At 66.8% G+C, this 22,238-nt stretch carries 19 protein-coding genes; 6 read left to right on the forward strand and 13 right to left on the reverse strand.

All coding sequences use genetic code 11. The features are described 5' to 3' along the window. The first annotated feature begins 2 nt into the window (after positions 1-2). The 4 genes from queA (at position 3) to lpdA (ending at position 4,709) form a co-directional block, all read left to right on the forward strand. Positions 3-1,058: a tRNA preQ1(34) S-adenosylmethionine ribosyltransferase-isomerase QueA gene (gene queA / locus ACFSM0_RS08255; RefSeq protein WP_377389707.1), complete on the forward strand. Its 1,056-nt coding sequence runs from the start codon at positions 3-5 to the stop codon at positions 1,056-1,058. A gap of 95 nt (positions 1,059-1,153) precedes the next feature. Continuing rightward, a complete protein-coding gene (locus ACFSM0_RS08260) occupies positions 1,154-2,485 on the forward strand; it encodes an MFS transporter (protein WP_377389160.1) in 1,332 nt (443 codons plus the stop codon). 144 nt (positions 2,486-2,629) lie between these two features. Next, positions 2,630-3,193, forward strand: a complete 564-nt coding sequence (locus tag ACFSM0_RS08265) for a DUF924 family protein (RefSeq protein WP_377389163.1) — start codon at positions 2,630-2,632, stop codon at positions 3,191-3,193. A gap of 121 nt (positions 3,194-3,314) precedes the next feature. Further along, complete coding sequence (gene lpdA, locus ACFSM0_RS08270) at positions 3,315-4,709, forward strand: dihydrolipoyl dehydrogenase (protein ID WP_377389166.1); 1,395 nt, start codon at positions 3,315-3,317, stop codon at positions 4,707-4,709. A 207-nt stretch (positions 4,710-4,916) separates the two neighbouring features. On the opposite strand, the gene ACFSM0_RS08275 is transcribed toward lpdA, so the two are convergent. From ACFSM0_RS08275 to gltX, 5 genes are all read right to left on the reverse strand, one after another. Then, positions 4,917-6,296, reverse strand: coding sequence for an L-serine ammonia-lyase (locus ACFSM0_RS08275; protein WP_377389168.1), 1,380 nt, complete (start codon positions 6,294-6,296; stop codon positions 4,917-4,919). A 103-nt stretch (positions 6,297-6,399) separates the two neighbouring features. Continuing rightward, the gene (locus ACFSM0_RS08280; RefSeq protein ID WP_377389170.1) at positions 6,400-6,714 is read right to left on the reverse strand and encodes a hypothetical protein; all 315 of its coding nucleotides are present in this window, start codon (positions 6,712-6,714) and stop codon (positions 6,400-6,402) included. A gap of 93 nt (positions 6,715-6,807) precedes the next feature. Further along, positions 6,808-7,239: an SRPBCC family protein gene (locus ACFSM0_RS08285; RefSeq protein WP_377389172.1), complete on the reverse strand. Its 432-nt coding sequence runs from the start codon at positions 7,237-7,239 to the stop codon at positions 6,808-6,810. A 121-nt stretch (positions 7,240-7,360) separates the two neighbouring features. Further along, on the reverse strand, positions 7,361-8,656 hold the full coding sequence (gene gltA / locus ACFSM0_RS08290) for a citrate synthase (protein WP_377389175.1): 1,296 nt from the start codon (positions 8,654-8,656) through the stop codon (positions 7,361-7,363). A 104-nt stretch (positions 8,657-8,760) separates the two neighbouring features. After that, a complete protein-coding gene (gltX, locus tag ACFSM0_RS08295) occupies positions 8,761-10,176 on the reverse strand; it encodes a glutamate--tRNA ligase (RefSeq protein ID WP_377389177.1) in 1,416 nt (471 codons plus the stop codon). A 121-nt stretch (positions 10,177-10,297) separates the two neighbouring features. Between gltX and ACFSM0_RS08300 the strand changes: the two genes are divergently transcribed. After that, positions 10,298-12,400: a ComEC/Rec2 family competence protein gene (locus ACFSM0_RS08300; RefSeq protein WP_377389180.1), complete on the forward strand. Its 2,103-nt coding sequence runs from the start codon at positions 10,298-10,300 to the stop codon at positions 12,398-12,400. Here the strand turns inward: ACFSM0_RS08300 and lexA are convergent. The 6 genes from lexA to ACFSM0_RS08330 form a co-directional block, all read right to left on the reverse strand. Further along, positions 12,394-13,101, reverse strand: a complete 708-nt coding sequence (gene lexA / locus ACFSM0_RS08305) for a transcriptional repressor LexA (protein WP_377389183.1) — start codon at positions 13,099-13,101, stop codon at positions 12,394-12,396. The two genes, ACFSM0_RS08300 and lexA, sit on opposite strands and share 7 nt — an antisense overlap. Positions 13,102-13,182: 81 nt before the next feature. Then, positions 13,183-14,361: a molybdopterin molybdotransferase MoeA gene (locus tag ACFSM0_RS08310; RefSeq protein WP_377389185.1), complete on the reverse strand. Its 1,179-nt coding sequence runs from the start codon at positions 14,359-14,361 to the stop codon at positions 13,183-13,185. After that, positions 14,358-14,831, reverse strand: coding sequence for a cyclic pyranopterin monophosphate synthase MoaC (gene moaC / locus ACFSM0_RS08315; RefSeq protein WP_377389188.1), 474 nt, complete (start codon positions 14,829-14,831; stop codon positions 14,358-14,360). The genes ACFSM0_RS08310 and moaC overlap by 4 nt, the downstream gene beginning before the upstream one ends. Beyond that, positions 14,825-15,619, reverse strand: coding sequence for an indole-3-glycerol phosphate synthase TrpC (gene trpC / locus ACFSM0_RS08320; RefSeq protein WP_377389191.1), 795 nt, complete (start codon positions 15,617-15,619; stop codon positions 14,825-14,827). The genes moaC and trpC overlap by 7 nt, the downstream gene beginning before the upstream one ends. Further along, positions 15,616-16,626, reverse strand: coding sequence for an anthranilate phosphoribosyltransferase (trpD, locus tag ACFSM0_RS08325; RefSeq protein WP_377389194.1), 1,011 nt, complete (start codon positions 16,624-16,626; stop codon positions 15,616-15,618). The genes trpC and trpD overlap by 4 nt, the downstream gene beginning before the upstream one ends. After that, positions 16,623-17,210 carry an anthranilate synthase component II gene (locus ACFSM0_RS08330; protein ID WP_377389709.1) on the reverse strand — a complete coding sequence of 196 codons (588 nt, stop codon included), beginning with the start codon at positions 17,208-17,210 and terminating at the stop codon, positions 16,623-16,625. Before ACFSM0_RS08330 ends, trpD begins: the two co-directional genes overlap by 4 nt. 171 nt (positions 17,211-17,381) lie before the next feature. Between ACFSM0_RS08330 and ACFSM0_RS08335 the strand changes: the two genes are divergently transcribed. Next, positions 17,382-18,842 (forward strand): divergent polysaccharide deacetylase family protein, encoded by a 1,461-nt coding sequence (locus ACFSM0_RS08335; RefSeq protein WP_377389196.1) that lies wholly within the window; start codon positions 17,382-17,384, stop codon positions 18,840-18,842. 12 nt (positions 18,843-18,854) lie between these two features. On the opposite strand, the gene trpE is transcribed toward ACFSM0_RS08335, so the two are convergent. Both trpE and ACFSM0_RS08345 read right to left on the reverse strand, forming a co-directional pair. Continuing rightward, positions 18,855-20,363: an anthranilate synthase component I gene (gene trpE, locus ACFSM0_RS08340; RefSeq protein ID WP_377389199.1), complete on the reverse strand. Its 1,509-nt coding sequence runs from the start codon at positions 20,361-20,363 to the stop codon at positions 18,855-18,857. 11 nt (positions 20,364-20,374) lie between these two features. Beyond that, positions 20,375-22,228, reverse strand: a complete 1,854-nt coding sequence (locus ACFSM0_RS08345) for a SurA N-terminal domain-containing protein (RefSeq protein WP_377389202.1) — start codon at positions 22,226-22,228, stop codon at positions 20,375-20,377. Positions 22,229-22,238 lie beyond the last annotated feature (10 nt).

Consider the following 22,238-nt stretch of genomic DNA (forward strand, 5'->3'; position numbering starts at 1 on the left):
TGATGACACTCGATGACTTCGACTTTGATCTGCCCGAGGGGCTGATCGCGACCCGGCCCGCGCGCCCGCGCACGGCGGCCAAACTGCTTGTGGCCGCGGCGGGCGGGCTGCGGGATTTGACCGTGGCAGATCTGCCCGCGCTGTTCCGCCCCGGTGACCGGCTGGTTTTGAACAATACCAAGGTGATTCCGGCGCGGCTCTCGGGGCAGCGCACCCGCGCCTCGGCGCAGGGGGAGGTGGTTGCCAAGGTCGAGGTGACGCTCCTTGAGCCCGCGGCGGGGGGGGCGTGGATGGCGCTTGCCAAGCCGCTGCGCAAACTTCGGGAGGGCGAAGAGATCCGCTTTTCGGATGCGCTGAGCGCCGAGGTCGAGGCGATTGCCGAAGGGCAGATGCGGATTGCCTTCAACCTGACGGGGGCAGAGTTTGATGCCGCGCTCGCGCAGGCGGGCGCTATGCCGCTGCCGCCCTATATCGCGGCGCTGCGCGCCCCCGACGAGGCCGACAAGAGCGATTACCAGACCGTTTTCGCGCGGCATGCGGGGGCGGTGGCCGCGCCCACGGCGAGCTTGCATTTCACCCCGGACCTGCTTGAGACCCTGCGTAAAAACGGCGTCCAGTTCACCGAGGTGACGCTCCATGTCGGGGCGGGCACGTTTTTGCCGGTGAAGGTCGAGGATGTGACCACGCACCGGATGCATGCGGAATGGGGCGAAGTGTCAGAGCAGGCCGCCCGTGAGATCAATGCCACCAAGGCCGCGGGCGGGCGCGTGATTCCGGTGGGCACCACGGCGCTGCGGCTGATTGAAAGCGCGGCCGGAGCGGAGGGCGTGGTTGCCCCCTTCCGCGGCACCACCGATATTTTCATCTATCCGGGCTACAGGTTCCGCGTCACCGATGCGCTGATGACCAATTTTCACCTGCCGAAATCAACGCTTCTGATGCTTGTCTCGGCGCTGATGGGGCAGGAGCGCATCCGCGAAATCTATGCGCATGCGGTCTCGAAAGGGTATCGGTTCTTCTCTTATGGGGATGCGTCGCTGCTGATCCCGGAGCCGTGAGGTGCGGCTGTCGCTTCGGGGGGTGACGCCGCTTGCGGGGCAGCCTATCCTGACCGCTCCGCCTGCATGATCTTGAAGAAGCGAGTGATTCACCGATGCTGACCGTTTTGCGCACCACCTGGCCTCTGCTTCTGGGGATCATGCTGCTGATGGTTGGCAACGGCATGCAGGGCACGCTTTTGGGCATCCGCGGTGCGATCGAAGGGATCGGCACCTATCAGATGTCTATTGTCATGGCGGCCTATTTCGCGGGCTTTCTGTTTGGCTCGCAGATGACGCCGATCATGATCCGCAGGGTTGGCCATGTGCGGGTGTTCGCGGCGCTCGGCTCGCTCATTTCGGCGGTGCTGATCCTCTATGCCGCCTGGCCAAACTGGCTCGCCTGGGCGCTGATGCGGGTGCTGATCGGCTTTTGCTTCTCGGGTGTCTATATCACCGCAGAAAGCTGGCTCAATTCGTCCACCCGCAACGAGCTGCGCGGGCAGGCGCTGTCGGCCTATATGATCGTGCAGATGATCGGCATCATCTCGGGGCAGGCGTTGATGAACGTCGCCGATCCGGCGGGCTATCTGCTCTTCGTCATTCCCTCGGTGCTGGTGTCGCTCGCCTTCACGCCGATCCTGCTTTCTGCCGGGCCCGCACCCGCCTTTGCCGAGGTGCGCCGCCTGAGCCTGCGCAAGCTCTTTGCAATCTCGCCGCTTGGCGTGGTGGGCATCTTCCTGATGGGCGGCACCTTTGCCGCGCTTTTCTCGATGGTCTCGGTCTGGGGCACGCAGGTCGGGCTCTCGGTCAGCCAGATCTCGCTGTTTGTTGCGGCGATCTATTTTGGCGGGCTTGTCGCGCAATTCCCGATCGGCTGGCTTTCGGACCGGATGGACCGGCGCCGGCTGATCCTTTGGGTCGCGGTGGTGGGGGCGGCGGCGATGCTGGCAGCCTATCTCTTTGCGCCGGGGCTCTGGGTGCTGCTCTTCCTGAGCGCGGTGATCGGCGGGGTCGCGAACCCGCTCTATGCGCTCCTGCTCGCCTATACGAACGATTATCTCGACAGCACCGACATGGCAGCCGCCTCGGGCGGGCTTCTCTTCGTCAATGGCGTGGGCGCCATCACCGGCCCGCCGGTCACGGGCTGGCTGATGGAAACACTCGGGCCGGGCGGCTTCTTCCTCTACGTTGGGCTTCTGATGACCGGGATCGCGCTTTACGCGCTGTGGCGGATCTTGCGCGCCCCGGACCGGCAGGGGGCGCATCCGGCGGCTTTCGCTGTGGTCTCGCCCGGCGCAACGGCGCTCGCCGTCGAGGCGGTGCTCGATTCCGGCTCAGAGTCCGGCTCAGAGTCCGGGGCCGAGGCCGGTCCGGGGACAGACCCCTCTGCCGCCGCGACGCAGGCAAGCGCCCCCTCGGACGGCTCAGAAAATACGCATAAATAACCCTTGGGTTGAGCTGCTTGCTCACATATTGGGCGAACTGGAAAATTTCTGCGACGCAGAACAGGGCAGACGCGCGGTCAGGCTTGCGCTTCTTTCCCTTATCGTCAGGCTTGGTTCACTGCTCAACCGATATGGGGGTCCTGGATGGAGCCGATCAAGGAGCTGATCGCGTTTTGGCACGATGAAGTCGGCCCGGAACGCTGGTATAACGCGACACCGGAACTCGACGAAGACATTCTCAAGCGCTATTCCGCGCTGTGGCAGCGCGCTCAGGCGGGCGGCTGTGACGCCTGGGCCGAGACGCCGGTGGGGGCGCTGGCGCTGGTGATTTTGCTCGACCAACTGCCGCGCAACATGTTTCGGGGCTCGCGTCAGGCCTTCGCGTCGGATGCGCTCGCCCGCAAGGTGGCGGAAGCGGCGATCGAGAAGGGCTTCGACATGCAGATCGAGGACCCGCTGCGGCAGTTTTTCTATGTGCCCTTCATGCATTCGGAAAACATTGCCGATCAGGAAAAGGGCGTGCGGCTGGCCGAGGAGCGGATGCCCGATGAGCATCTGCTGCACGCCAAGGCGCATCACGCGGTGATTGCCCGCTTTGGCCGTTTTCCGTGGCGCAACGAACTTGTCGGGCGCTACTCCTCCGACGAGGAGGCAGCCTTCCTCTGGGCTGGCGGCTATGACCGGATGCTGGCCTCGCTCGACCGCTGAGCGCCGAGCGTCCCGACTCACATCGCGCCCCTTGCGGGGCGCGTTGGTATTTTGGGGTGCGGCTTCTTGAAGCGGGCGCGGAAATAGTTTAACACCAAACCATCTTTTGATGGAGGGGCATATGGCCGCGAAAAGCTTCGACATGATCGTTATCGGTGCGGGGCCGGGCGGCTATGTGGCCGCGATCCGCGGCGCGCAACTGGGCCTGAAGGTCGCGGTGGTCGAGCGTGAGCATCTGGGCGGCATCTGCCTGAACTGGGGCTGCATCCCGACCAAGGCGCTGCTGCGCTCGGCGGAAGTGTTCCACCTGATGCACCGCGCCAAGGAATTTGGCCTCTCCGCCGAGAAGGTGGGCTTTGACCTCGCCGCCGTGGTGGCGCGCTCGCGCGCCGTCGCCAAGCAACTCTCGGGTGGCATCGGCCATCTGATGAAGAAAAACAAGATCGCGGTCTTCATGGGCGAGGCCACGTTGCCGCGCCAAGGCGTGGTGGCGGTGAAATCCGGCGACACGGTCGAAGAGATCACGGCGAAAAACATCGTGCTCGCCACCGGCGCGCGGGCCCGGCAATTGCCCGGCCTTGAGGCGGATGGCGACCTGGTGTGGAGCTACAAGCACGCGCTGGTGGCCAAACGCATGCCGAAAAAGCTGCTCGTCATCGGCTCGGGCGCGATCGGGATCGAATTTGCGAGCTTCTTCAACACGCTCGGCGCCGATACAACGGTGGTGGAAGTGCTCGACCGGGTGCTGCCGGTGGAAGATGCCGAGATCTCCGCCTTCGCGAAAAAGCAGTTCGTCAAACAGGGGATGAAGATCCTCGAAAAGACCACGGTGAAGCAACTCGACCGGTCCCCCGGCAAGGTCGTGGCCCATCTTGAAGATGCCAAGGGTGTGACCACCGCGGAATTCGACACGGTGATCTCTGCGGTCGGCATCGTCGGCAATGTCGAGGGGCTGGGGCTTGAGGCGCTTGGGGTGAAGATCGACCGCACCCATGTGGTGGTGGATGAATTCTGCCGCACCGGTGTGGCGGGGCTCTATGCGATTGGCGACATCGCCGGCGCGCCCTGGCTTGCGCATAAGGCGAGCCATGAGGGCGTGATGGTGGCCGAACTCATCGCGGGCCAACACGCCCATCCGATCAAGCCCGGCACGATTGCGGGCTGCACCTATTGCCACCCGCAGGTGGCGAGCGTGGGGCTGACGGAGGCCAAGGCGAAAGAGGCGGGCTATGCGGTCAAGGTGGGCCGCTTCCCCTTCATCGGCAACGGCAAGGCGATTGCACTTGGCGAGGCCGAGGGGATGGTGAAAACCGTGTTTGACGCGAAGACGGGCGAGCTTCTGGGCGCGCATATGGTCGGCGCCGAAGTGACCGAGATGATCCAGGGCTATGTGATCGGGCGCACGCTGGAAACGACGGAAGAAGATCTGATACAGACCGTCTTCCCGCATCCGACGCTGAGCGAAATGATGCACGAATCGGTGCTCGACGCCTACGGCCGCGCGCTGCATATCTGAGCGGGCAGGGGGGCGCTGCCCCCCGTCCGCAAGCGGACTCCCCCCGGGATATTTGCACAAAGTCGAAGGCAAAGAGCTTTCCCTCTTCGACTTTGTGAAAATATCCCGGGGGTGAATTGGCGCGTCAGCGCCAAGAGGGGGCAGCGCCCCCGCAGCGCCCGACGCGTGGCGGGCTTGCCCGCTCAAGGAGGGCGCAATCCTCCGGCCTCAGCAGTTCGGCACGTTCACCGCGAGCCCGCCGAGGCTCGTTTCCTTGTAATGCTCATGCATGTCGCGCCCGGTCTGGCGCATCGTCTCGATGGCGGCGTCGAGCGGCACGAGATGGGTGCCATCACCTCGCAGCGCGAGCGAGGCTGCCGAGATCGCCTTGATCGCGCCAAGGCCGTTTCGCTCGATACAGGGCACCTGCACGAGCCCTTTCACCGGGTCGCAGGTCATGCCGAGATGATGCTCGAGCGCGATCTCGGCGGCGTTCTCGATCTGCTCGGGGGTGCCGCCAAGCACCGCCGCCAGCCCCGCCGCCGCCATCGCTGCGGCCGAGCCGACCTCTGCCTGACAGCCGCATTCCGCGCCCGAGATCGAGGCATTGGTCTTGATGATCCCGCCCACGGCGGCGGCGGTGAGAAGGAATTCCCCGACCCGAGAGGAGGTCGCGCCCGGCACATGGTCGAGCCAGTAGCGGATCACCGCGGGCACCACGCCCGCCGCGCCATTGGTGGGGGCCGTCACCACTTGCCCGCCCGCGGCATTCTCCTCGTTCACCGCCATCGCATAGCAGGAGATCCAGTCGTTGATCGTATGCGGCGCGGCAAGGTTCATGCCGCGCTCGGCCAGCAGCGCCTCGTGAATTGCCTTGGCGCGCCGCTTGACGCGCAAGCCTCCGGGCAGTTCGCCCGCGCCCTCAAGCCCGCGGGTGAGGCAATCGTTCATCACCTGCCAGACCCGCGCGAGCCCGGCGGTGATCTCCTCTTCGGAGCGGTAGCGGCGCTCGTTGCGCCATTTCATCTGCGCGATCGTCAGCCCCGAGCCATGCGCCATCGTCAGCATCTCTGCGGCCGAGCGGAAGGGGAAGGGCACCGCCGAAGGGGTGGAGAGCGCGCGGTCATCCACGGCGGCATGCTCTGCTGCGGTCAGCACGAAGCCGCCCCCGATCGAATAATAGGTTTCGCGCAAGATCACGTCGCCCTCGGCGTCGAGCGCCTCGATCACCATGCCGTTGGCATGACCGGGCAGCGCCGCGCCATAGTCGAAGATGAGATCATGATCCGGGTCGAATGCGAGCGGGCCAAGCCCTTCGGGGGTGAGGCGGCGGGTTTCGCGGTTGGCGGCGAGCGCGGCCTCGGCGGCGGCGTGCTCATAGCTTTCGGGCAGAAACCCGGCGAGGCCGAGGATCGAGGCACGATCCGTGGCATGCCCCTTGCCGGTGAAGGCCAGCGAGCCGTGCAGATGCACCCGCAGCCCATGGGCATGAAAGGGCGAGGCGCGCAGCGTGTCGAGAAACCGCCCGCCTGCCACCATCGGCCCCATCGTATGTGAGGAGGAAGGGCCGACGCCCACCTTGAAAATATCGAAAACGCTCAGAAACATCGCCGTCTCCCTTTGCGCCACCCTAGCGCCGGATCCGGTCTGCAAAACTGCGCGAAAGCGACATTTGCGCGCACGCGAGCGCAATCGCCCGCTGGCGGAACGCTCAGACGCGGGCGGGCAGGCGCTGCCGGGCGGTGCGGGCCGAGGTTTCCTGCAGGCCATGCACGAGCGAGATCCCCATGAAACCATGATAGAGGATCGAGGCGCCGAGCATATGCAGGATGTAGATCCATCCCGAGGAGATCGCGCCGCCGATGATCACGAAGATCGAGGCGACGACCGAGATCAACAGCGAGATCAGCATCGCGCGCCCGTTCGGGCCACGGCGGCGGGCGGTGATCGCGCGGCGTTCCAGCTCGGCGGCGCCAAACAGCAGCGCGAGCGAAAACAGCGTGTAGAGCGTGAGCAGCCAGACCATGCGCCTCTCCTTCCCGATGCGCCGCTTGCGCGGACTGGTCAGAAATAGCACCCGCAAGGGCCGGGCGCAATGTGCGGGGCGAGCGGGCGCGGCTCAGGGCGCGGAGGCGGGGGCGGTGCCCTCGCATTCGGCCTTCAGCCCGGCAAGCGTTTGCGGCAGCGTGGCCGCGATCGCGCGCCCGGCGGTCAGCGCGACCAGAAAGCCGAGCGGGCCGCCATAGCTGAGCCAATGTGTCGTGGTGCAGCCCTCTGCCGTTGCCACGATGCGGTGATGAAAGCGCAGTTTTGCAAGCGGCAACGGGCTCTCGACGGTGAAGGACTGCCCATGCGTCACCTCGGTGACGACAATCCCGGAGCGCGGGCCCTTGCGCGGTTTCAGCCAGCCGCGTGCGCCCACCAAAAGCCCCTCGGGCAGCGAGACGGCATGCACCTCCGGGTCCCATTGCGGCCAGCTTTCCACCGCCTCGTACCGGGCAAAAACCTGCTGTGGCGTGGCGGAAATGGTGATCGACTGCGGCTTGCCCATCAGACCCTCCGGGGTGTTCGATACCCCTTCAGAGAAGCGCGTGGCGGCGCATCCGTCAAGCGCTGCAAAGTCAAAAGGCCGGGAGTGTCCCGGCCTTTTTCCAAGCTGCGGGGGGCGCGGATCAGCGCGCGGCCACGTCGAGATAGTTGCGCATCGTTTTGCCGGTATAGAGCTGACGCGGACGGCCAATCTTGCCCGTCGGATCGCCAAGCATCTCTTTCCATTGCGAAATCCAGCCCACCGTGCGCGAAAGCGCGAAAATGGGGGTAAACATCGCAGTCGGGAAGCCCATCGCCTCGAGGATGATGCCGGAGTAGAAGTCGACGTTCGGATAGAGCTTTTTCGAGACGAAATATTCGTCCTCAAGCGCGATCCGTTCGAGTTCTTTGGCGACTTGCAGCGTCGGGTTGTTGTGGATGCCGAGCAGGTCGAGCACCTCGTCGGCCGATTCCTTCATCACCTTGGCGCGCGGGTCGAAGTTTTTGTAGACGCGGTGGCCAAAGCCCATCAGGCGGAACGGGTCGTTCTTGTCTTTCGCCTTGGCGATATATTCCGGGATCCGCTCGACCGAGCCGATCTCGCGCAGCATCTCAAGGCAGGCCTGGTTGGCGCCGCCATGGGCCGGGCCCCAAAGGCAGGCGATGCCGGCGGCGATACAGGCAAACGGGTTCGCGCCCGAAGAGCCCGCAAGGCGCACGGTCGAGGTCGAGGCGTTTTGCTCGTGATCGGCGTGCAGCATCATGATCCGGTCCATGGCCTTGGCCAGTTCCGGCTTCACGGTGTAGGTTTCGGCCGGCACCGAGAAGCACATGTGCAGGAAGTTGGCGGCGTAATCGAGATCGTTGCGCGGATAGACCATCGGCTGACCGATGGAATATTTATAGGCCATCGCCGCAATCGTCGGCAGTTTCGCGATCATCCGCATCGCTGCGACCTCACGCTGCCAGGGGTCGTTGATGTCGAGAGAGTCGTGATAGAAGGCCGACATCGCGCCGACCACGCCCACCATCGTCGCCATCGGGTGGCTGTCACGACGGAACCCGCGGAAGAACATGTGGATCTGCTCATGCAGCATGGTGTGCCGCGTGATGCGATATTCGAAGTCGGTCATCTGCTTCTCGGTCGGCAGTTCGCCGTTCAGCAACAGATAGCAGACTTCAAGGTAGTGCGACTTTTCGGCCAATTGCTCGATCGGATAGCCGCGGTACAGAAGCTCACCCTTGTCCCCGTCGATATAGGTGATCTCCGATTCGCAGGCTGCGGTGGAGGTGAAGCCGGGGTCATAAGTGAACACATCCGCCTGCCCGTAGAGCTTGCGGATATCGAGCACGTCCGGCCCGACGGTGGGCGAAATCACCGGCAATTCGTAAGTTTTGCCGTCGAGCGTAAGTGTGGCAACGCGTTGGGTTTCAGCCATAAGAACCTCTCCTGTCAGCCGACGGTTCGCGTCGGCGCGTCTGGGCCGTGCGCCGGCGGGGCCGGCTAGCGGTCTTTTCCGGTTTCCCGGGAAAGGCGGCCCGGTCAGGCCGCCTGATCTTCCAGCCGGGCCAGGACTTCGTCACGGCCGAGCAATTCCATCATGTCGAATACCGACGGTGTTGCCGTGCGGCCTGCGAGCGCGGCACGGATCGGCGCGGCAATCTTGCCAAGACCGATTCCCTGCGCCTGCGCGAGCTCCGCGGCAACGGCTTCGAGGTCTTCCCGCGTCCAGCTAGCATTTCGCAGGCTCTGCGTCAATTCTCTCAGTATACCACGGGATACAGTGTCGAGCGTTTTCTCCGCTTTTTCGTCCATTTCAACAGGCCGCGAGATCAGCGCAAAGCGTGCCTTTTCAAGCAGTTGCCCAAAGGTCTTCGCGCCGGTTTTGGCGAGCGGCAGCGCCGCAAGCAAAGCATTGGCTTGGTTGAGAGAAAGTGAGGGCTCCCCCGCCGCTGCCAGATAAGCAAGGATCTGCGGCATCAGATCGGCATCGGGGATCTGCGCGATGTGCTGGCCACAGATATTCTCAAGCTTCTTGAAGTCGAGCCGCGAGGGCGCGCGGCCGATTCCTTCCAGCTCGAACCATTCCTTCGCCTGAGCATCGGTGAAGAATTCGTCATCACCATGGCTCCAGCCAAGGCGGGTCAGGTAATTGCGCATCCCCGCCGCCGGGTAGCCCATCGCCTGATATTGCTCGAGGCCAACCGCGCCATGGCGCTTCGAGAGCTTCTTGCCATCGGGGCCGTGAATAAGCGGAATATGCGCGAAGGCGGGCACATCCCAGCCCATCGCCGTATATACCTGCACCTGCCGCGCGGCATTGGTCAGGTGGTCATCGCCGCGGATGACATGCGTCACACCCATATCATGATCGTCAACCACAACCGCCAGCATATAGGTCGGAGTGCCATCCGAACGTAAACAGACCATGTCATCGAGCTGGTCGTTGCGGAAGGTCACATTGCCCTGCACCTTGTCCTCGATCACCGTCACCCCCTCGCGCGGGGCTTTCAGGCGGATCACATAGGGCGCATCGGGATGCGTGCCAGGGTCTGCATCCCGCCACGGGCTCTGAAACAGTGTCGATTTGCCTTCGGCCCGGGCGGCCTCCCGGAACGCCTCGATCTCTTCCTGCGTGGAGAAGCATTTGTAGGCCATGCCGCGGGCCAGCATCTCGCGGGCCACCTCGGCATGGCGCGGCGCGCGCTCGAACTGGCTCACTACCTCGCCATCGTAATCGAGCCCGAGCCAGTCGAGCCCTTTCAGGATCGCTGCCGTCGCCTCGGGCGTCGAGCGGGCGCGGTCGGTATCTTCGATGCGCAACAGGAAGGTGCCACCATGGCCGCGCGCATAGAGCCAGTTGAACAGCGCCGTGCGCGCACCGCCGATATGCAGATAACCGGTGGGCGAGGGGGCGAAGCGGGTGACGATCTTTTGCGATGTGGATTCTTGCGACATTGGGGCCTTTCTTGCGGCCCGCCCTCAGGTTCGGAGCGACCGCATTAACCTTTTGGAAACCATGATGCCCGTAGGCTCTCTCTTGGGGATTTCTCTAAATCACCAGGGGGGGGCGGGACAAGTGCAGCGGATCGCCGGAGCGCTGCGGGCCGGGGTTTGGCCGGGGCTGGGCGCCCGGCTTATCTCGCTTGCCGGGCTCAGCGATCCTTTGGGCGCGCTTGCGCGGGCCCAGCTCGACTGGATGCTCTGGGCGCCTTTTGCGCTTGGCCTCGGGATCGGCGCCTATTTCGCGCTTCCCGCCGAGCCGGGGCCGGGGGGGCTCGCCCTTTGCATCGCGGCGGCGCTGATTGCCGCACCGCTCTGGGGGCGCGGCCCCGGTCCCTTGCGCTTTCCCGCCGTTCTGGTCTTGCTTGCCGCGGTCGGGCTTCTCGCCGCTGATCTGCGCGCCCATGCGGTTGCCGCGCCGGTGCTGGGGCATCGCTATTACGGCCCGGTCGAGGGGCGCATCCTGCGCATCGACCGCTCCGCGCGCGATGTCTTGCGCCTCACGCTCGACCACGTGCGCCTGCCCGGCGCGCCCCGCGAGCCGCCCCCGAGAACGATCCGCATCGCCTTGCACGGGGCTGTCGACACCCTGGATCCCGAGCCCGGCCTTGTGGTCATGACCACCGCGCATCTGAGCCCGCCGAACGGGCCTGTGGCACCGGGCGGGTGGGATTTTCGCCGCAATGCCTGGTTTGCGGGCCTTGGTGCGGTTGGCTACACCCGCAGCCCGATCGTGGTGATCGCCCCCCCCGACCCCAATGACTGGGCGCTTGCCGCGCATCGGCTGCGCATGCATCTCTCGGCAGCGATGCAGGCGCATATTCCCGGGCAGGCAGGGGCGGTCTCGGCCGCCTTGATGACGGGCGACCGCTCCGCCATCACCGAGGCCACAAACGAGAGGATGCGCGCCTCGAACCTCTATCACATCGTCTCGATCTCGGGGCTGCACATGGGGATGCTCGCGGGCTTCGTCTTTGCCGCGATCCGCCATGGCCTCGCGCTGTTTGGCTGGCTTGCGCTGCGCTGGAACACGAAAAAGATCGCCGCCCTCGCCGCGCTTCTCGCCTCCACGCTCTATCTGTGGATTTCGGGCGCCGACATCGCCACCCAGCGCGCCTGGATCATGACAACGGTGATGCTCACCGCCGTGCTCGTCGAGCGCCGCGCCCTCTCGCTTCATACCGTGGCGCTGGCCGCGATCGTGCTCCTCTTGCTCACCCCCGAGGCGCTGCTCGGCCCCGGTTTCCAGATGAGCTTTGCCGCGACCGTGGCGCTCGTTCTGATCGCAAGGCCCGCACCGGCGCTGCAAAACCACGTGCCCAAGCTGCTGCGCCCCGCGCTCGCGCTGCTTTTGACCTCGCTCGCGGCGGGGCTTGTCACGGCCCCCATCGCCGCGGCGCATTTCGGGCGCATGTCGCATTACGGCATTCTGGCCAACATGCTTGCCGTGCCGGTGATGGGCCTTGTGGTGATGCCCGCGGGCGTGATTGCGGCCTGCCTCGCGCCGCTCGGGCTGGCCGCCCCCGCGCTCTGGGTCATGGGAAAGGGGACAGAATGGGTGCTCGCCGTCGCCGCTTGGGTGGCGGGGCTCGGCGGGGCACAAACCGCGCTCCCCGCGCCGCCGGGCTGGGTGCTCCCCACCTTGGCGCTTGCGGCCGGGGCGGCGGTGCTTGCGCGTGGCGCGCCGCGCGCGCTCGCCCTGGCCGCCCTTTGTGCCGCTGCGGCAGGCTGGGTGTTCACCCCGCGCCCCGCGCTCCTGATCGCCTCTGAGGGCGCCCTCGTGGGGGTGATGACCCCCTCTGGCCGCGCGCTCTCCAAAGCCTCTCCCGGTTACACCGCCGAGGGCTGGCTCGCCGCCGATGGCGACACCGCAACGCCAGATCAGGCGGCTCAACGTCCGGGGTTTGTCGGCCCAAGGGGCCGCCGGCAGGCAGAGTGGCAGGGCCGCGCACTCGTGCATCTGACGGGGAAGGGCGCGCTCGCGGCCCTGCCCGAGGCCTGCCGGGCCTCGGCGCTCGTGGTGCTCGATGTCGCCGCGCCAAAGGGGGTTTCGGGCGAGTGCACGCTTTACGACAAGCCCGCACTCGCGCGCACGGGCGCGCTCAGCCTCGATGCGCGCGGCCAGATCCGCAGCGCCCGCGCCGAGGCGGGCGCGCGGCTCTGGACCCGGCCTCAGTAGCTGCGGATCAAGCCGACAAGGCGGCCCTGCACCTTCACCTGATCTTCGCGCAGCATCCGCGTTTCATAGGCCTTGTTCGCCGCCTCAAGCGCAATCATGCCGCCGCGGCGGAAATACCGCTTCAGCGTTGCCTCATGATCCTCGACCAGCGCCACCACAATATCGCCATTCTCCGCCGCGCCCTGCGCCCGGATCACCACGATGTCGCCATCGTTGATCCCGGCCTCGATCATCGAATCGCCTTTGACTTCCAGCGCATAATGCGCGCCGCGCCCGGAGATCATCGAGCCCGGCACCGCCACGTGATGCGAGATCTCGGCAATCGCCTCGATCGGCACCCCGGCTGCGATCCGCCCCATCACCGGGATCTCGAGCGCAGCCGCCGCCACCGCCATCGCCCCGCGCGGAGGATCGACCTTGTCGCCGGCAATCACCTCCGGGCGGAAGGCCGGTTTCTCTGCCGCCAAAGCCGCCGCAGCCTCGAGCGACTCGGGCAGTTTCACGATTTCGAGCGCGCGGGCCCGATGCGCGAGGCGGCGGATAAAGCCGCGTTCCTCAAGGGCTGTGATCAGCCGGTGGATGCCGGATTTGGAGCGCAGATCGAGCGCGTCCTTCATCTCGTCGAAAGATGGCGGCACCCCGTCGCGCGCCATTCGCTTCTGGATGAAATCCAGAAGTTCCAGTTGCTTGCGTGTCAGCATTCCGTTCCCTTCGCTCCAGACGCCCCCAAGCGTTCACCTCTTGTTCTAGCCCCGTTCGCGTTTCGTGTCAACGCGGCTGGCTCAGAGCGGCAGATATTCGACACGCTCGCCCGCGCGCCGGGCAGGGTCATGGGCGGGGCGGATCAGGAGCGCATCCGCCTCGGCAAGCACGCGCAGCGCTGCGGAATCTTGCTGTGCGAAAGGGGTCAAAATGGGCAGGTCTTCGCCCGGCGTGAGCCGGGCGCGCTGGTAATGGGCGCGCGCGCCCTCCGCAGGAAGATCGCAGCCAAGGCGCGCCCAGGCGGTGGAGGGTCGGCCCTCAAGCCCCTGAAACCGCGCAAGAAGCGGCGCCAAAAACAGATCGGCGCAAACCGCTGCCGCGACCGGATTGCCGGGCAGGCCCAGCATGAGCGCCTTGCCAAGGCGCCCCGCCATCAGGGGTTTGCCGGGTTTCATCGCCACCTTCCAGAAGGCGCGCTCAAGCCCGATCTCGGCGGCGACTTTGCCGACAAGATCATGATCGCCAACCGAGGCGCCCCCGGAGGTCAGCACCAGATCGGCGCCCCGGGCCTTGGACAGAACCGCGCGCAGGCTCGCCTCGGTATCGCGGGCAATCGGCAGCATGCGCGCGATACCGCCCGCGCGCGTCACGGCGCCTGCAAGCAGAAAACTGTTCGAGCAGATGATCTGGTCCGGGCCGGGCGTTTCCCCCGGCATCACCAACTCGTCGCCGGTGGTGACGATCGCCACCACCGGGCGCCGATGCACGTCCAGCGCGGCGATGTTCATTGCCGCCAGCAGCCCGAGGTCGCGATGGCTGAGCGGGCGGCGCGGAAAGAACGGCGCGCCTTCGGAAAAATCTCCGCCACGCGGGCGGATATGGGGCGCGCCGGGAAGGGAGGCGAGCGTGATGCGGTCGCCCTCACGGATCACATCCTCTTGCGGGATCACCCGACCGGGCCGCGCGGGGCAGGGGGCGCCGGTAAAAATGCGCAGCGCATGGCCCGGCGGCAGGGCGCCTTGATGCGCATGCCCCGCCGCAGCCTCGCCCGTCACGGCAAGCACGGCGCCGGGCAAAGCATCTTCGGCGGCAATCCAGTAGCCATCCATGGCCGCAGCATCAAAGGGCGGTTGGGTGAGGCGGGCGTGGACGGGCGCGGCGAGCACGCGGCCAAGGCCTTCGGCGAGTGGCACCGTTTCGGGCGCGAGCGGGCTTGCCAGAGCAAGCACCTGATCAAGCGCCGCGGCAACAGAGATCACGCGCGCGCCTCATAGCGGCCCGATTTGCCGCCATCTTTCATGACGAGGCGTATCCCCTCGATATGCATGGATTTTTCAGCCGCTTTCAGCATGTCATAAAGGGTCAGCGCGGCCACGGAAACGGCGGTCAGCGCCTCCATCTCCACCCCGGTTTGCCCCGCGGTTTTCACCGTGGCGCGAATACGAACACCCGGCAGGCGCTCGTCGGGGGTCAGATCCAGCGCCACTTTGGTGATCGGCAGCGGGTGGCAAAGCGGAATGAGCGCGGAGGTTTGCTTGGCCCCCATGATCCCGGCGACGCGGGCGATGCCCAGAACATCGCCCTTTTCCGCCGTGCCCTCTAGGACCAGCGCCAGCGTTTCGGGCGCCATCACAATGCAGCCCTCCGCCACCGCCTCGCGCGCCGTTACCGGCTTTTCGGAGACATCGACCATATGCGCCTTTCCGGCGGTGTCGAAATGGCTCAGCATGCGAGCAGCGCGCGGGTTGCCCCGGCCACATCGGCCTGCCGCATCAGGCTTTCGCCGATCAAAAACCGCCGCGCGCCAACCTCGGCCATCGCCGCCATGTCGTCGCGCGTGAAGATCCCGCTTTCGCAGACAAGCTCGCGCCCTTCGGCAAGGATCGTCGGCGCAAGCGCGCGGGTGACATCGAGCGTCACCTCGAAGGTCTTCAGATTGCGGTTGTTCACGCCCAGAAGCGGGGAGTTCAAGTGTTTCAGGGCGCGGTCGAGTTCTGCGCCGTCATGCACCTCGACCAGCACATCCATGCCCCAGCCAAAGGCCGCGTCTTCCAGCTCTGCGGCGAGGCTGTCCTCCACCGAGGCCATGATGATCAGGATGCAGTCTGCCCCCCAGGCACGCGCCTCGGCGACCTGATAGGGATCGTAGAGAAAATCCTTGCGCAGCGCGGGAAGCGCACAGGCCGCGCGGGCGGCAACGAGAAAGTCGGGCGCGCCCTGAAAGCTCGGGCCATCGGTCAGCACCGAGAGGCAGGCGGCGCCGCCCGCCTCATAGGCCCGGGCAAGCGCGGGCGGGTCAAAGTCCGGTCGGATCAGCCCTTTGGAGGGCGAGGCTTTCTTGATTTCGGCAATCAGGCCATAGCCTTGCGCGGATTTGTTGCGAAGGGCTTCGGCAAAGCCACGGGCCGGGGCTTCGGCCTTGGCCGCGGCCTCCACCTCGGCCAGAGGCCGCGCGGCCTTTGCTGCCGCCACTTCCTCAAGCTTGTAGGCCTTGATCCGGTCGAGGATGTTGGTCATGCGTCCAGCACCGCCTTCAGCGCCGCAAGTTTGGCCGCGGCCGCGCCGCTGTCGATGCTCTCGGCCGCAAGGCCCGCGCCCTCGCGAAGCGTGCCCGCCTTGCCCGCCACAATGAGCGCGGCGGCGGCATTGAGCAAGACCGCATCGCGGTAGGCCGTCCGCTCGCCCGCCAGCAGCGCGCGCAGCGCCGCGGCATTCTCGGCCGGCTCGCCGCCCATGATCGCCTCAAACGGATGGGCGGGCAGCCCCGCCTCTTCGGGGTGGACCTCGAATTCGCTGATCTCGCCGTTTTGCAGCGCCGCGACCCAGCTCACGCCGCAGATCGAAAGCTCATCGGTGCCGTCCGAGCCATGCACGAGCCACGCGGCCTCCGAGCCGAGCGCCTTGAGCACCTCGGCCATTGGCCGGATCCAGGCGCGGGAGAAGGCGCCGGTCAGCTGACGGGTAACGCCTGCCGGGTTGGTCAGAGGCCCGAGCAGGTTGAAGATGGTGCGGGTGCCAAGCTCGACCCGGCTCGGGCCGATATGCTTCATCGCCGGGTGGTGCATCGGCGCCATCAGAAAGGCGAGGCCCACCTCGTTGAGCGCCTGTTGCGCCGCCGCCGGGCCCTTCATCACATCGAGCCCGAGCGCGGTAAGCGCATCGGCGGCGCCCGATTTGGAGGAGAGGTTGCGGTTGCCATGTTTGGCGACCGGCACGCCCGCGCCCGCCACCACAAGCGCGGTCGCGGTCGAGATATTGAGCGTGCCCTTGCCGTCGCCGCCGGTGCCGACGATGTCGATTGCGCCTGCAGGCGCGGTGATCCGGGTCATTTTTGCGCGCATCACCGAGGTGGCGGCGGCGATCTCGTCCACCGTCTCGCCGCGGGTGCGCAAAGCCATCAGAAGCCCACCCATCTGCGCGGGGGTCGCGGCCCCTTCGAACAGCGCCTCGAATGCGATCTCCGCCTCGGCGCGGGTCAGGGCACGTTCGGCGGCAAGGCCGATCAGGGGTTTGAGCTCGCTCATGCGCTCACCTTCACTTTCGCAGATTCGAGGAAATTGCGCAGCATCTGATGGCCGTGCTCGGAGGCGATCGACTCGGGGTGGAACTGCACCCCCTCGATCAGTTTTTCCTTGTGGCGCAAGCCCATGATCATGCCCCCCTCAAGCCATGCGGTGACCTCGAGGCAGTCGGGCAGGCTCTCGCGCTCGACGATCAGCGAATGATAGCGCGTGGCCTGAAACGGCGAGGGCAGCCCGGCAAAAACGCCTTTGCCTTCGTGGTGGATCGCCCCCATCTTGCCATGCACGATCTCGCCCGCGCGGATCACCTTGCCGCCAAAAGCCTCGCCAATGGTCTGATGTCCAAGGCAGACCCCCATCAGCGGCACGCCCGCCTCGGCGGCGGCCAGCGTCAGCGGAATGCAGATGCCCGCCTGCGCCGGGTCGCAGGGGCCGGGGGAGAGCACGATCGCCTCGGCGCCAAGGCCCATCGCCTCTTGCACATCCATCGCGTCGTTGCGCACCACCTTCACATCGGCGCCGAGCTCGCCGAAATAATGGACGAGGTTGTAGGTGAAGCTGTCGTAGTTGTCGATGAGCAGCAGCATGGGCATTCCTTCCTCGCCGCCCGCATTCTGGGGGTGAACCGGGCCGGACGTCGGGGTATAGATGCTCAGAGCAGGCGGCCGGGGTCAAGCCCGCAAGGTGGATCCGGGGCGCGGCCCTCGGGCGCAGAAAGCAGCAAAGGCCGGAACAGGTCTGGAACGGGAGAGCGTAAAATGGCGCGTGGCGTGATTGCGGGACTGACGACGGGCGTCGTCGTTTCGGGGCTAGGGCTGGCGGCTGCCTCGCTGATGCTGCCGCCGCCGCAGCCGTCGCAGCAGCCGCCGCATCGGGCCGAGGCTCCGGTGACGCGCGCCGATCCGGCGCCGGATGCCCCCGATCATGCCGCCACACCGGCGCCCGAGAGGCCGCCCGCCGCGGACCCCGCGCCTGTTGCAGACAACGGACCGGCGCAGGCCGTGCCCTTGCCCGCAGGCTCGGAATTTGCCCGCGACAGCGCCGAGGCGCCCCCGGTGCTTGGGTCGGAGACTGCCGTGCCGGGCGGGGCCGCCGCACCTCCCGTCGCCCCGCCTGCGGAGCGGGCCACCGCAGCGGCAGATCCGGTGACCGATCCGCCGCCGCGCCCGGAAACCTCTGCCAATGCGCCCGCCGCCCCGGCGGCGCCAGAGACGCCGCAAGCCGCGCTGGAAACGCCGCCCGAGGCCGCGCCCGAGATGCCGGTGCCGCCGCCCGGGGAGGCGGTTGCCCCCGATCTGCCGCCGGTCGCCGCGCCGCCCGAACCCGGGCAGGAGATCACGCTGATGCCTGATGGCGGGCTTGTGCCGGCAAGCCCTGCGCTGCCGGGCGTGCTTGAGCCGGGCGCGGGCAGTGGCTTTGGCGATGCCGCGGGCACGAAGGTGAACCGCCTGCCGCAGATTGGCGCCGCCGCGCAATCGGGCCCGGCGACAGAGGCCGCGGCGGAAGAGACGGCGCCCGCGCCCGAAGCCGCGCCGATGCCCGCCGCCGAAGGCCCGGCGATCGAGCGCTTCGCCGCCGCCTATGCGGAAAAACCCGGCAAGCCGTGGCTCACGGTGCTGTTGCGCGATGTTGGCCCCGCCGCGGGCGGGCTCGACCGCGAAACGATCAAGGCGCTTGGCCCCTGGGTGACGGTGGTGCTCGACCCCGCCCGCCCCGGCGCAACCGCCGCTGCCGCCGATTATCGCGCGGCGGGGTTCGAGGTGGCGTTTCTGGCCGATCCGCTCCCGGCGGGGGCCGAGCCCAAGGATGTGGAGGTGGCGCTGGCCGCATGGCGCGCGGCAATGCCGGAGGCGCTTGCCCTCGTCGAGCCCGATCCGCCGGTGTTTCAGGGCGTGAGCCTGTTGCGCCAGCAGGTCGAGCGGGCGCTCGCCGATGAGGGGATGGTTTATGTGACGCGTCCGGCGGGCATGGGCGCGGCAGGGGCGGGCCTGCAAAGCCGGATCTGGCGCGAGCTGGATCAACGCCGCGAAAAGGCGCCGTTCATCTCCCGCACGCTGGCGCGCGCGGCCTTTGAGGCGGGGCGCGATGGCGCGGTGGTGGTGATGCTCTCGGCCTGGCCCGAATCCGTTGCGGGGCTTGAGGACTGGCGCGCAGGCGCAGCCAGCGGCCTGAACCTCGCGCCGCTCTCGGCCACAGTGGCGGCGATGGCGGCGCCCTGAGGGCGCCGCAGCTTAGCTGTTGCCGTGCCGGACGAACAGGCCCGCATCCTCCGCGGCGCGGCGCAGTGCCTTGGATTTGTTGACCGTTTCCTGAAACTCGGACTCGGGGTCGCTGTCATAGACAACGCCGCCGCCCGCTTGGATATAGAGCGTCTGGTCCTTCACCACGGCGGTGCGCAGCGCGATGCACATATCCATCTCGCCATTGGCGGCAAAATAGCCGACGCCGCCGCCATAGATGCCGCGCTTTTCGGGCTCCAGCTCGTCGATGATCTCCATCGCCCGCACCTTGGGCGCGCCCGACACCGTGCCCGCAGGCAGCCCCGCAAGCAGCGCGGACAGCGCATCCTCGCCCTCGGCGAGTTCGCCCACCACGTTCGAGACGATGTGCATGACGTGAGAATAGCGCTCGATCACGAATTTCTCGGTCGGATGCACGGTGCCGATCTTCGCGACCCGGCCCACATCGTTGCGGCCCAGATCCAGGAGCATCAGATGCTCGGCCAGCTCCTTCTTGTCGGCGAGCAGATCGGCCTCAAGCGCGCGGTCTTCCTCGGGCGTCTGCCCGCGCGGGCGGGTGCCTGCGATCGGGCGGATCGTCACCTCGCCCTCGCGCAGCCGCACGAGGATCTCGGGGCTGGCGCCAACGATCTGGAAGCTGCCGAAGTTCAAAAAGAACATGAAGGGCGAGGGGTTGGTGCGCCGGAGCGAGCGGTAAAGCGCGAATGGCGGCAGCGGGAAATCGGCGGCCCAGCGTTGCGCCGGCACGACCTGAAAGATATCGCCCGCGCGGATGTAATCTTTCGCCTTTTCAACCGCGGCCTTGTAGCTCTCGGGCGTGAAGTTGGACCGCAACGGCCCCACCTGCGCCACCTCGCCCATCTCGCGGCCCTGCGTCGGGCTGCGGTCGAGATCGCGCAAGGCATCCATCACCCGTTCGGCGGCCTGTGCATAGGCGGCGCGCGCCGAAAGCCCCGAGCCCTGAAACGCGGGGGCGCAAAGGATCACATCGCCCTTCACACCATCGAGCACGGCCACCACCGAGGGGCGCATGAGCACCGCATCGGGCACGCCGAGCGGGTCAGGGTTGACGTTTGGCAGATGCTCGACCAGCCGGATCGTGTCATAGCCGAGATAGCCAAAAAGCCCCGCCGCCGCCGCGGGCAGATCTTCGGGCATTTCGATCCGGCTTTCGGCAATGAGCGCGCGCAGGCTTTCGAACGGATGGCCCGGCAGGTCTTCGAAGCGATCCTCGAACCGGGCCTGCCGGTTGATGCAGGCCGTCTCTCCGTGGCATTTCCAGATCACGTCGGGTTTCATGCCGATGATCGAGTAGCGCCCCCGCACCTCGCCGCCGGTGACGGATTCGAGCATGAAGGAGTTCTCGCGCGCATCCGCAAGCTTGAGCATCAGCGAGACCGGCGTGTCCAGATCGGCGGCGAGGCGCGCATAGACGAGCTGGTTCTGCCCCGCGTTCCAAGCCGCCTCGAATGCCTCGTAACTGGGAGAAAGGGCAACCATGGGGGCCTCCGTTACTGGATCTGTGCCTGCACCGCGTTGAGCGCGGTGCTGTCGATCGTGATGCCGGCCTCGGACTGCGCGGCGCGGGCATAAAAATCGACGAGATCATCGCCGATCATCTGGCCCAGCCGCTCCGAGAACGTGCTGGCGAGTTGTTTCATCTCGGCGCTCTCAAGATCGGCGGCATGGATCGCCTCGACCGCAACCACGAAGACTTTGCCCGCATCGGCAACTGTCGCGGCCGTGCCGGGGGCGGTTTCAAAAGCGCTGCGGGCGAGCGCCTGCGGCGCCCCCTCGACAAAGGCCCCGCGCGAGAGCCCGGCCTCATTGCGCGCGGCAAAGCCCTGATCGGCAAGGCTCTTGCCCGCGGCGAGATCGGCGATCACTGCTGTCGCGCGCTCTTGCTTCAGGCGTGTGAGCTCCGCGGCCCGCCAGCCCTCGGCCACCTTCTCGCGCACCTCCTCAAACGGGATCGGCGCGGCGGGGGTGATGCCGTCAAGTTGCAGCGCGAAAACGCCACCGTCATCGAGCGTGCCAAGTTCGGGGAAATCTTCCGCCGTGACCTTGTTTGCGGCCTCGCGGAAGCTCTCATAGGCGGCAATGCCGTCGGTGGTGCCCGCCGAAACCGCGATATGGCCCAGCTCCATGTCGGTCTCCTGCGCCATTTCCTCCAGCGTGGCGCCCGAGGCGAGCCGGTCTTCCAGATCGCCCGTCTGGTCCGAGATCATCCGCCGCGCGCGCTCGGTGGCAAGCTCGGCGGTGAGGTCGGGTTTGGCTTCTTCAAACGTGGTTTCCTCGCCGGGCAGGATCGCGGTGATCTCGAACAGCGCCGGGCCGAGGTCGGTGGCGAAGGGGCCGATCACGCCGGGGCCCGCCGCGGCGAAAACCGCCTTGCCGGCATCGCCGCCGATCTCGGCTTCGCTTACATCGCCAAGCGCGATATCGCCCGCCTCAAGCCCGCGTTCCTTGGCCAGATCGGCAAGCGTCGCCGTTCCGGCTGCAATGCGCGCCATGCCGTCGGACGCTTCCGCCTCGGTCGGAAAGACTAGCTTGGCAACGGTGCGGCGCGCAGGCTGGAGATATTCGTCCTTGCGCTGGTCATAGGCCGCCTTGAGTGTCGCCTCGTCGATGGTCACGTTGCCGGCGAGCATCTCGGGCGTGAGCCATGCATAGGTGATCTCGCGCGCCTCGGGCTTGGTGAAATCGCCCTGATGCGCGTCGTAATAGGCTTTCAGCGCGGCCTCATCGGGCGTGCCGACAGGGGCGGGCAGATCCGCCTCGGTGATTTCGGCAAAACTGATGTCGCGGGTCTCGCCCAGATAGCTCACATAGGCCTCAACCAGCGCTTGGGGCGCTGCCGCGCCCCCCGCCACCGCCCCTTGCAGGATCGAGCGGGCCACATCGGCGCGCAGCCGGGTCTCGAAGGCTTTTTCGGTGTAGCCCTGACGGCGCAGCACTTCGCGATAGGCGGTGCGGTCGAACGTGCCATCCGGGCCCTGGAACGGGGCGGCCTGCACGATCTGGCGGCTCACCTCGGCATCGCCGACAGAGAGGTGGAGCTTTGCCGCCTGCTCGCTCAGCGCCGCGGCGCCAAAGAGGCGCGCCTGCACCGCCCGGTCAATGCCGACGGCGCGGGCCTCCTCAAGGCTCAGCGCCCGGCCAAATTGCGCGGCGGCGGCGTTCATCTCCTGACGCAGCGCATTGGCATATTCCTGCACCGTGATCTCGGTCTTGCCGACGGAGCCGATGGATTTCATCCCGCCCGAGAAACTGGTGACGCCGTAGCCGCCAAGCCCGAAGACGAGCATCGCAAGCAGGATCCAGACCACAACGCCCTTGCCGTGCGTGCGCAGCTTCGTCGACATCCCGTCCTCC

This window comes from Rhodobacter lacus (assembly GCF_042683065.1).
Lineage (GTDB): Bacteria > Pseudomonadota > Alphaproteobacteria > Rhodobacterales > Rhodobacteraceae > Rhodobacter > Rhodobacter lacus.

Bases quoted from the DNA above. Each gene is read 5' to 3' on its own strand.
- queA (WP_377389707.1), top strand. From the start codon at position 3: ATGACACTCGATGACTTCGACTTTGATCTGCCCGAGGGGCTGATCGCG.
- ACFSM0_RS08260 (WP_377389160.1), top strand. From the start codon at position 1,154: ATGCTGACCGTTTTGCGCACCACCTGGCCTCTGCTTCTGGGGATCATG.
- ACFSM0_RS08265 (WP_377389163.1), top strand. From the start codon at position 2,630: ATGGAGCCGATCAAGGAGCTGATCGCGTTTTGGCACGATGAAGTCGGC.
- lpdA (WP_377389166.1), top strand. From the start codon at position 3,315: ATGGCCGCGAAAAGCTTCGACATGATCGTTATCGGTGCGGGGCCGGGC.
- ACFSM0_RS08275 (WP_377389168.1), bottom strand. From the start codon at position 6,296: ATGTTTCTGAGCGTTTTCGATATTTTCAAGGTGGGCGTCGGCCCTTCC.
- ACFSM0_RS08280 (WP_377389170.1), bottom strand. From the start codon at position 6,714: ATGGTCTGGCTGCTCACGCTCTACACGCTGTTTTCGCTCGCGCTGCTG.
- ACFSM0_RS08285 (WP_377389172.1), bottom strand. From the start codon at position 7,239: ATGGGCAAGCCGCAGTCGATCACCATTTCCGCCACGCCACAGCAGGTT.
- gltA (WP_377389175.1), bottom strand. From the start codon at position 8,656: ATGGCTGAAACCCAACGCGTTGCCACACTTACGCTCGACGGCAAAACT.
- gltX (WP_377389177.1), bottom strand. From the start codon at position 10,176: ATGTCGCAAGAATCCACATCGCAAAAGATCGTCACCCGCTTCGCCCCC.
- lexA (WP_377389183.1), bottom strand. From the start codon at position 13,101: ATGCTGACACGCAAGCAACTGGAACTTCTGGATTTCATCCAGAAGCGA.
- moaC (WP_377389188.1), bottom strand. From the start codon at position 14,831: ATGCTGAGCCATTTCGACACCGCCGGAAAGGCGCATATGGTCGATGTC.
- trpC (WP_377389191.1), bottom strand. From the start codon at position 15,619: ATGACCAACATCCTCGACCGGATCAAGGCCTACAAGCTTGAGGAAGTG.
- trpD (WP_377389194.1), bottom strand. From the start codon at position 16,626: ATGAGCGAGCTCAAACCCCTGATCGGCCTTGCCGCCGAACGTGCCCTG.
- ACFSM0_RS08330 (WP_377389709.1), bottom strand. From the start codon at position 17,210: ATGCTGCTGCTCATCGACAACTACGACAGCTTCACCTACAACCTCGTC.
- ACFSM0_RS08335 (WP_377389196.1), top strand. From the start codon at position 17,382: ATGGCGCGTGGCGTGATTGCGGGACTGACGACGGGCGTCGTCGTTTCG.
- trpE (WP_377389199.1), bottom strand. From the start codon at position 20,363: ATGGTTGCCCTTTCTCCCAGTTACGAGGCATTCGAGGCGGCTTGGAAC.
- ACFSM0_RS08345 (WP_377389202.1), bottom strand. From the start codon at position 22,228: ATGTCGACGAAGCTGCGCACGCACGGCAAGGGCGTTGTGGTCTGGATC.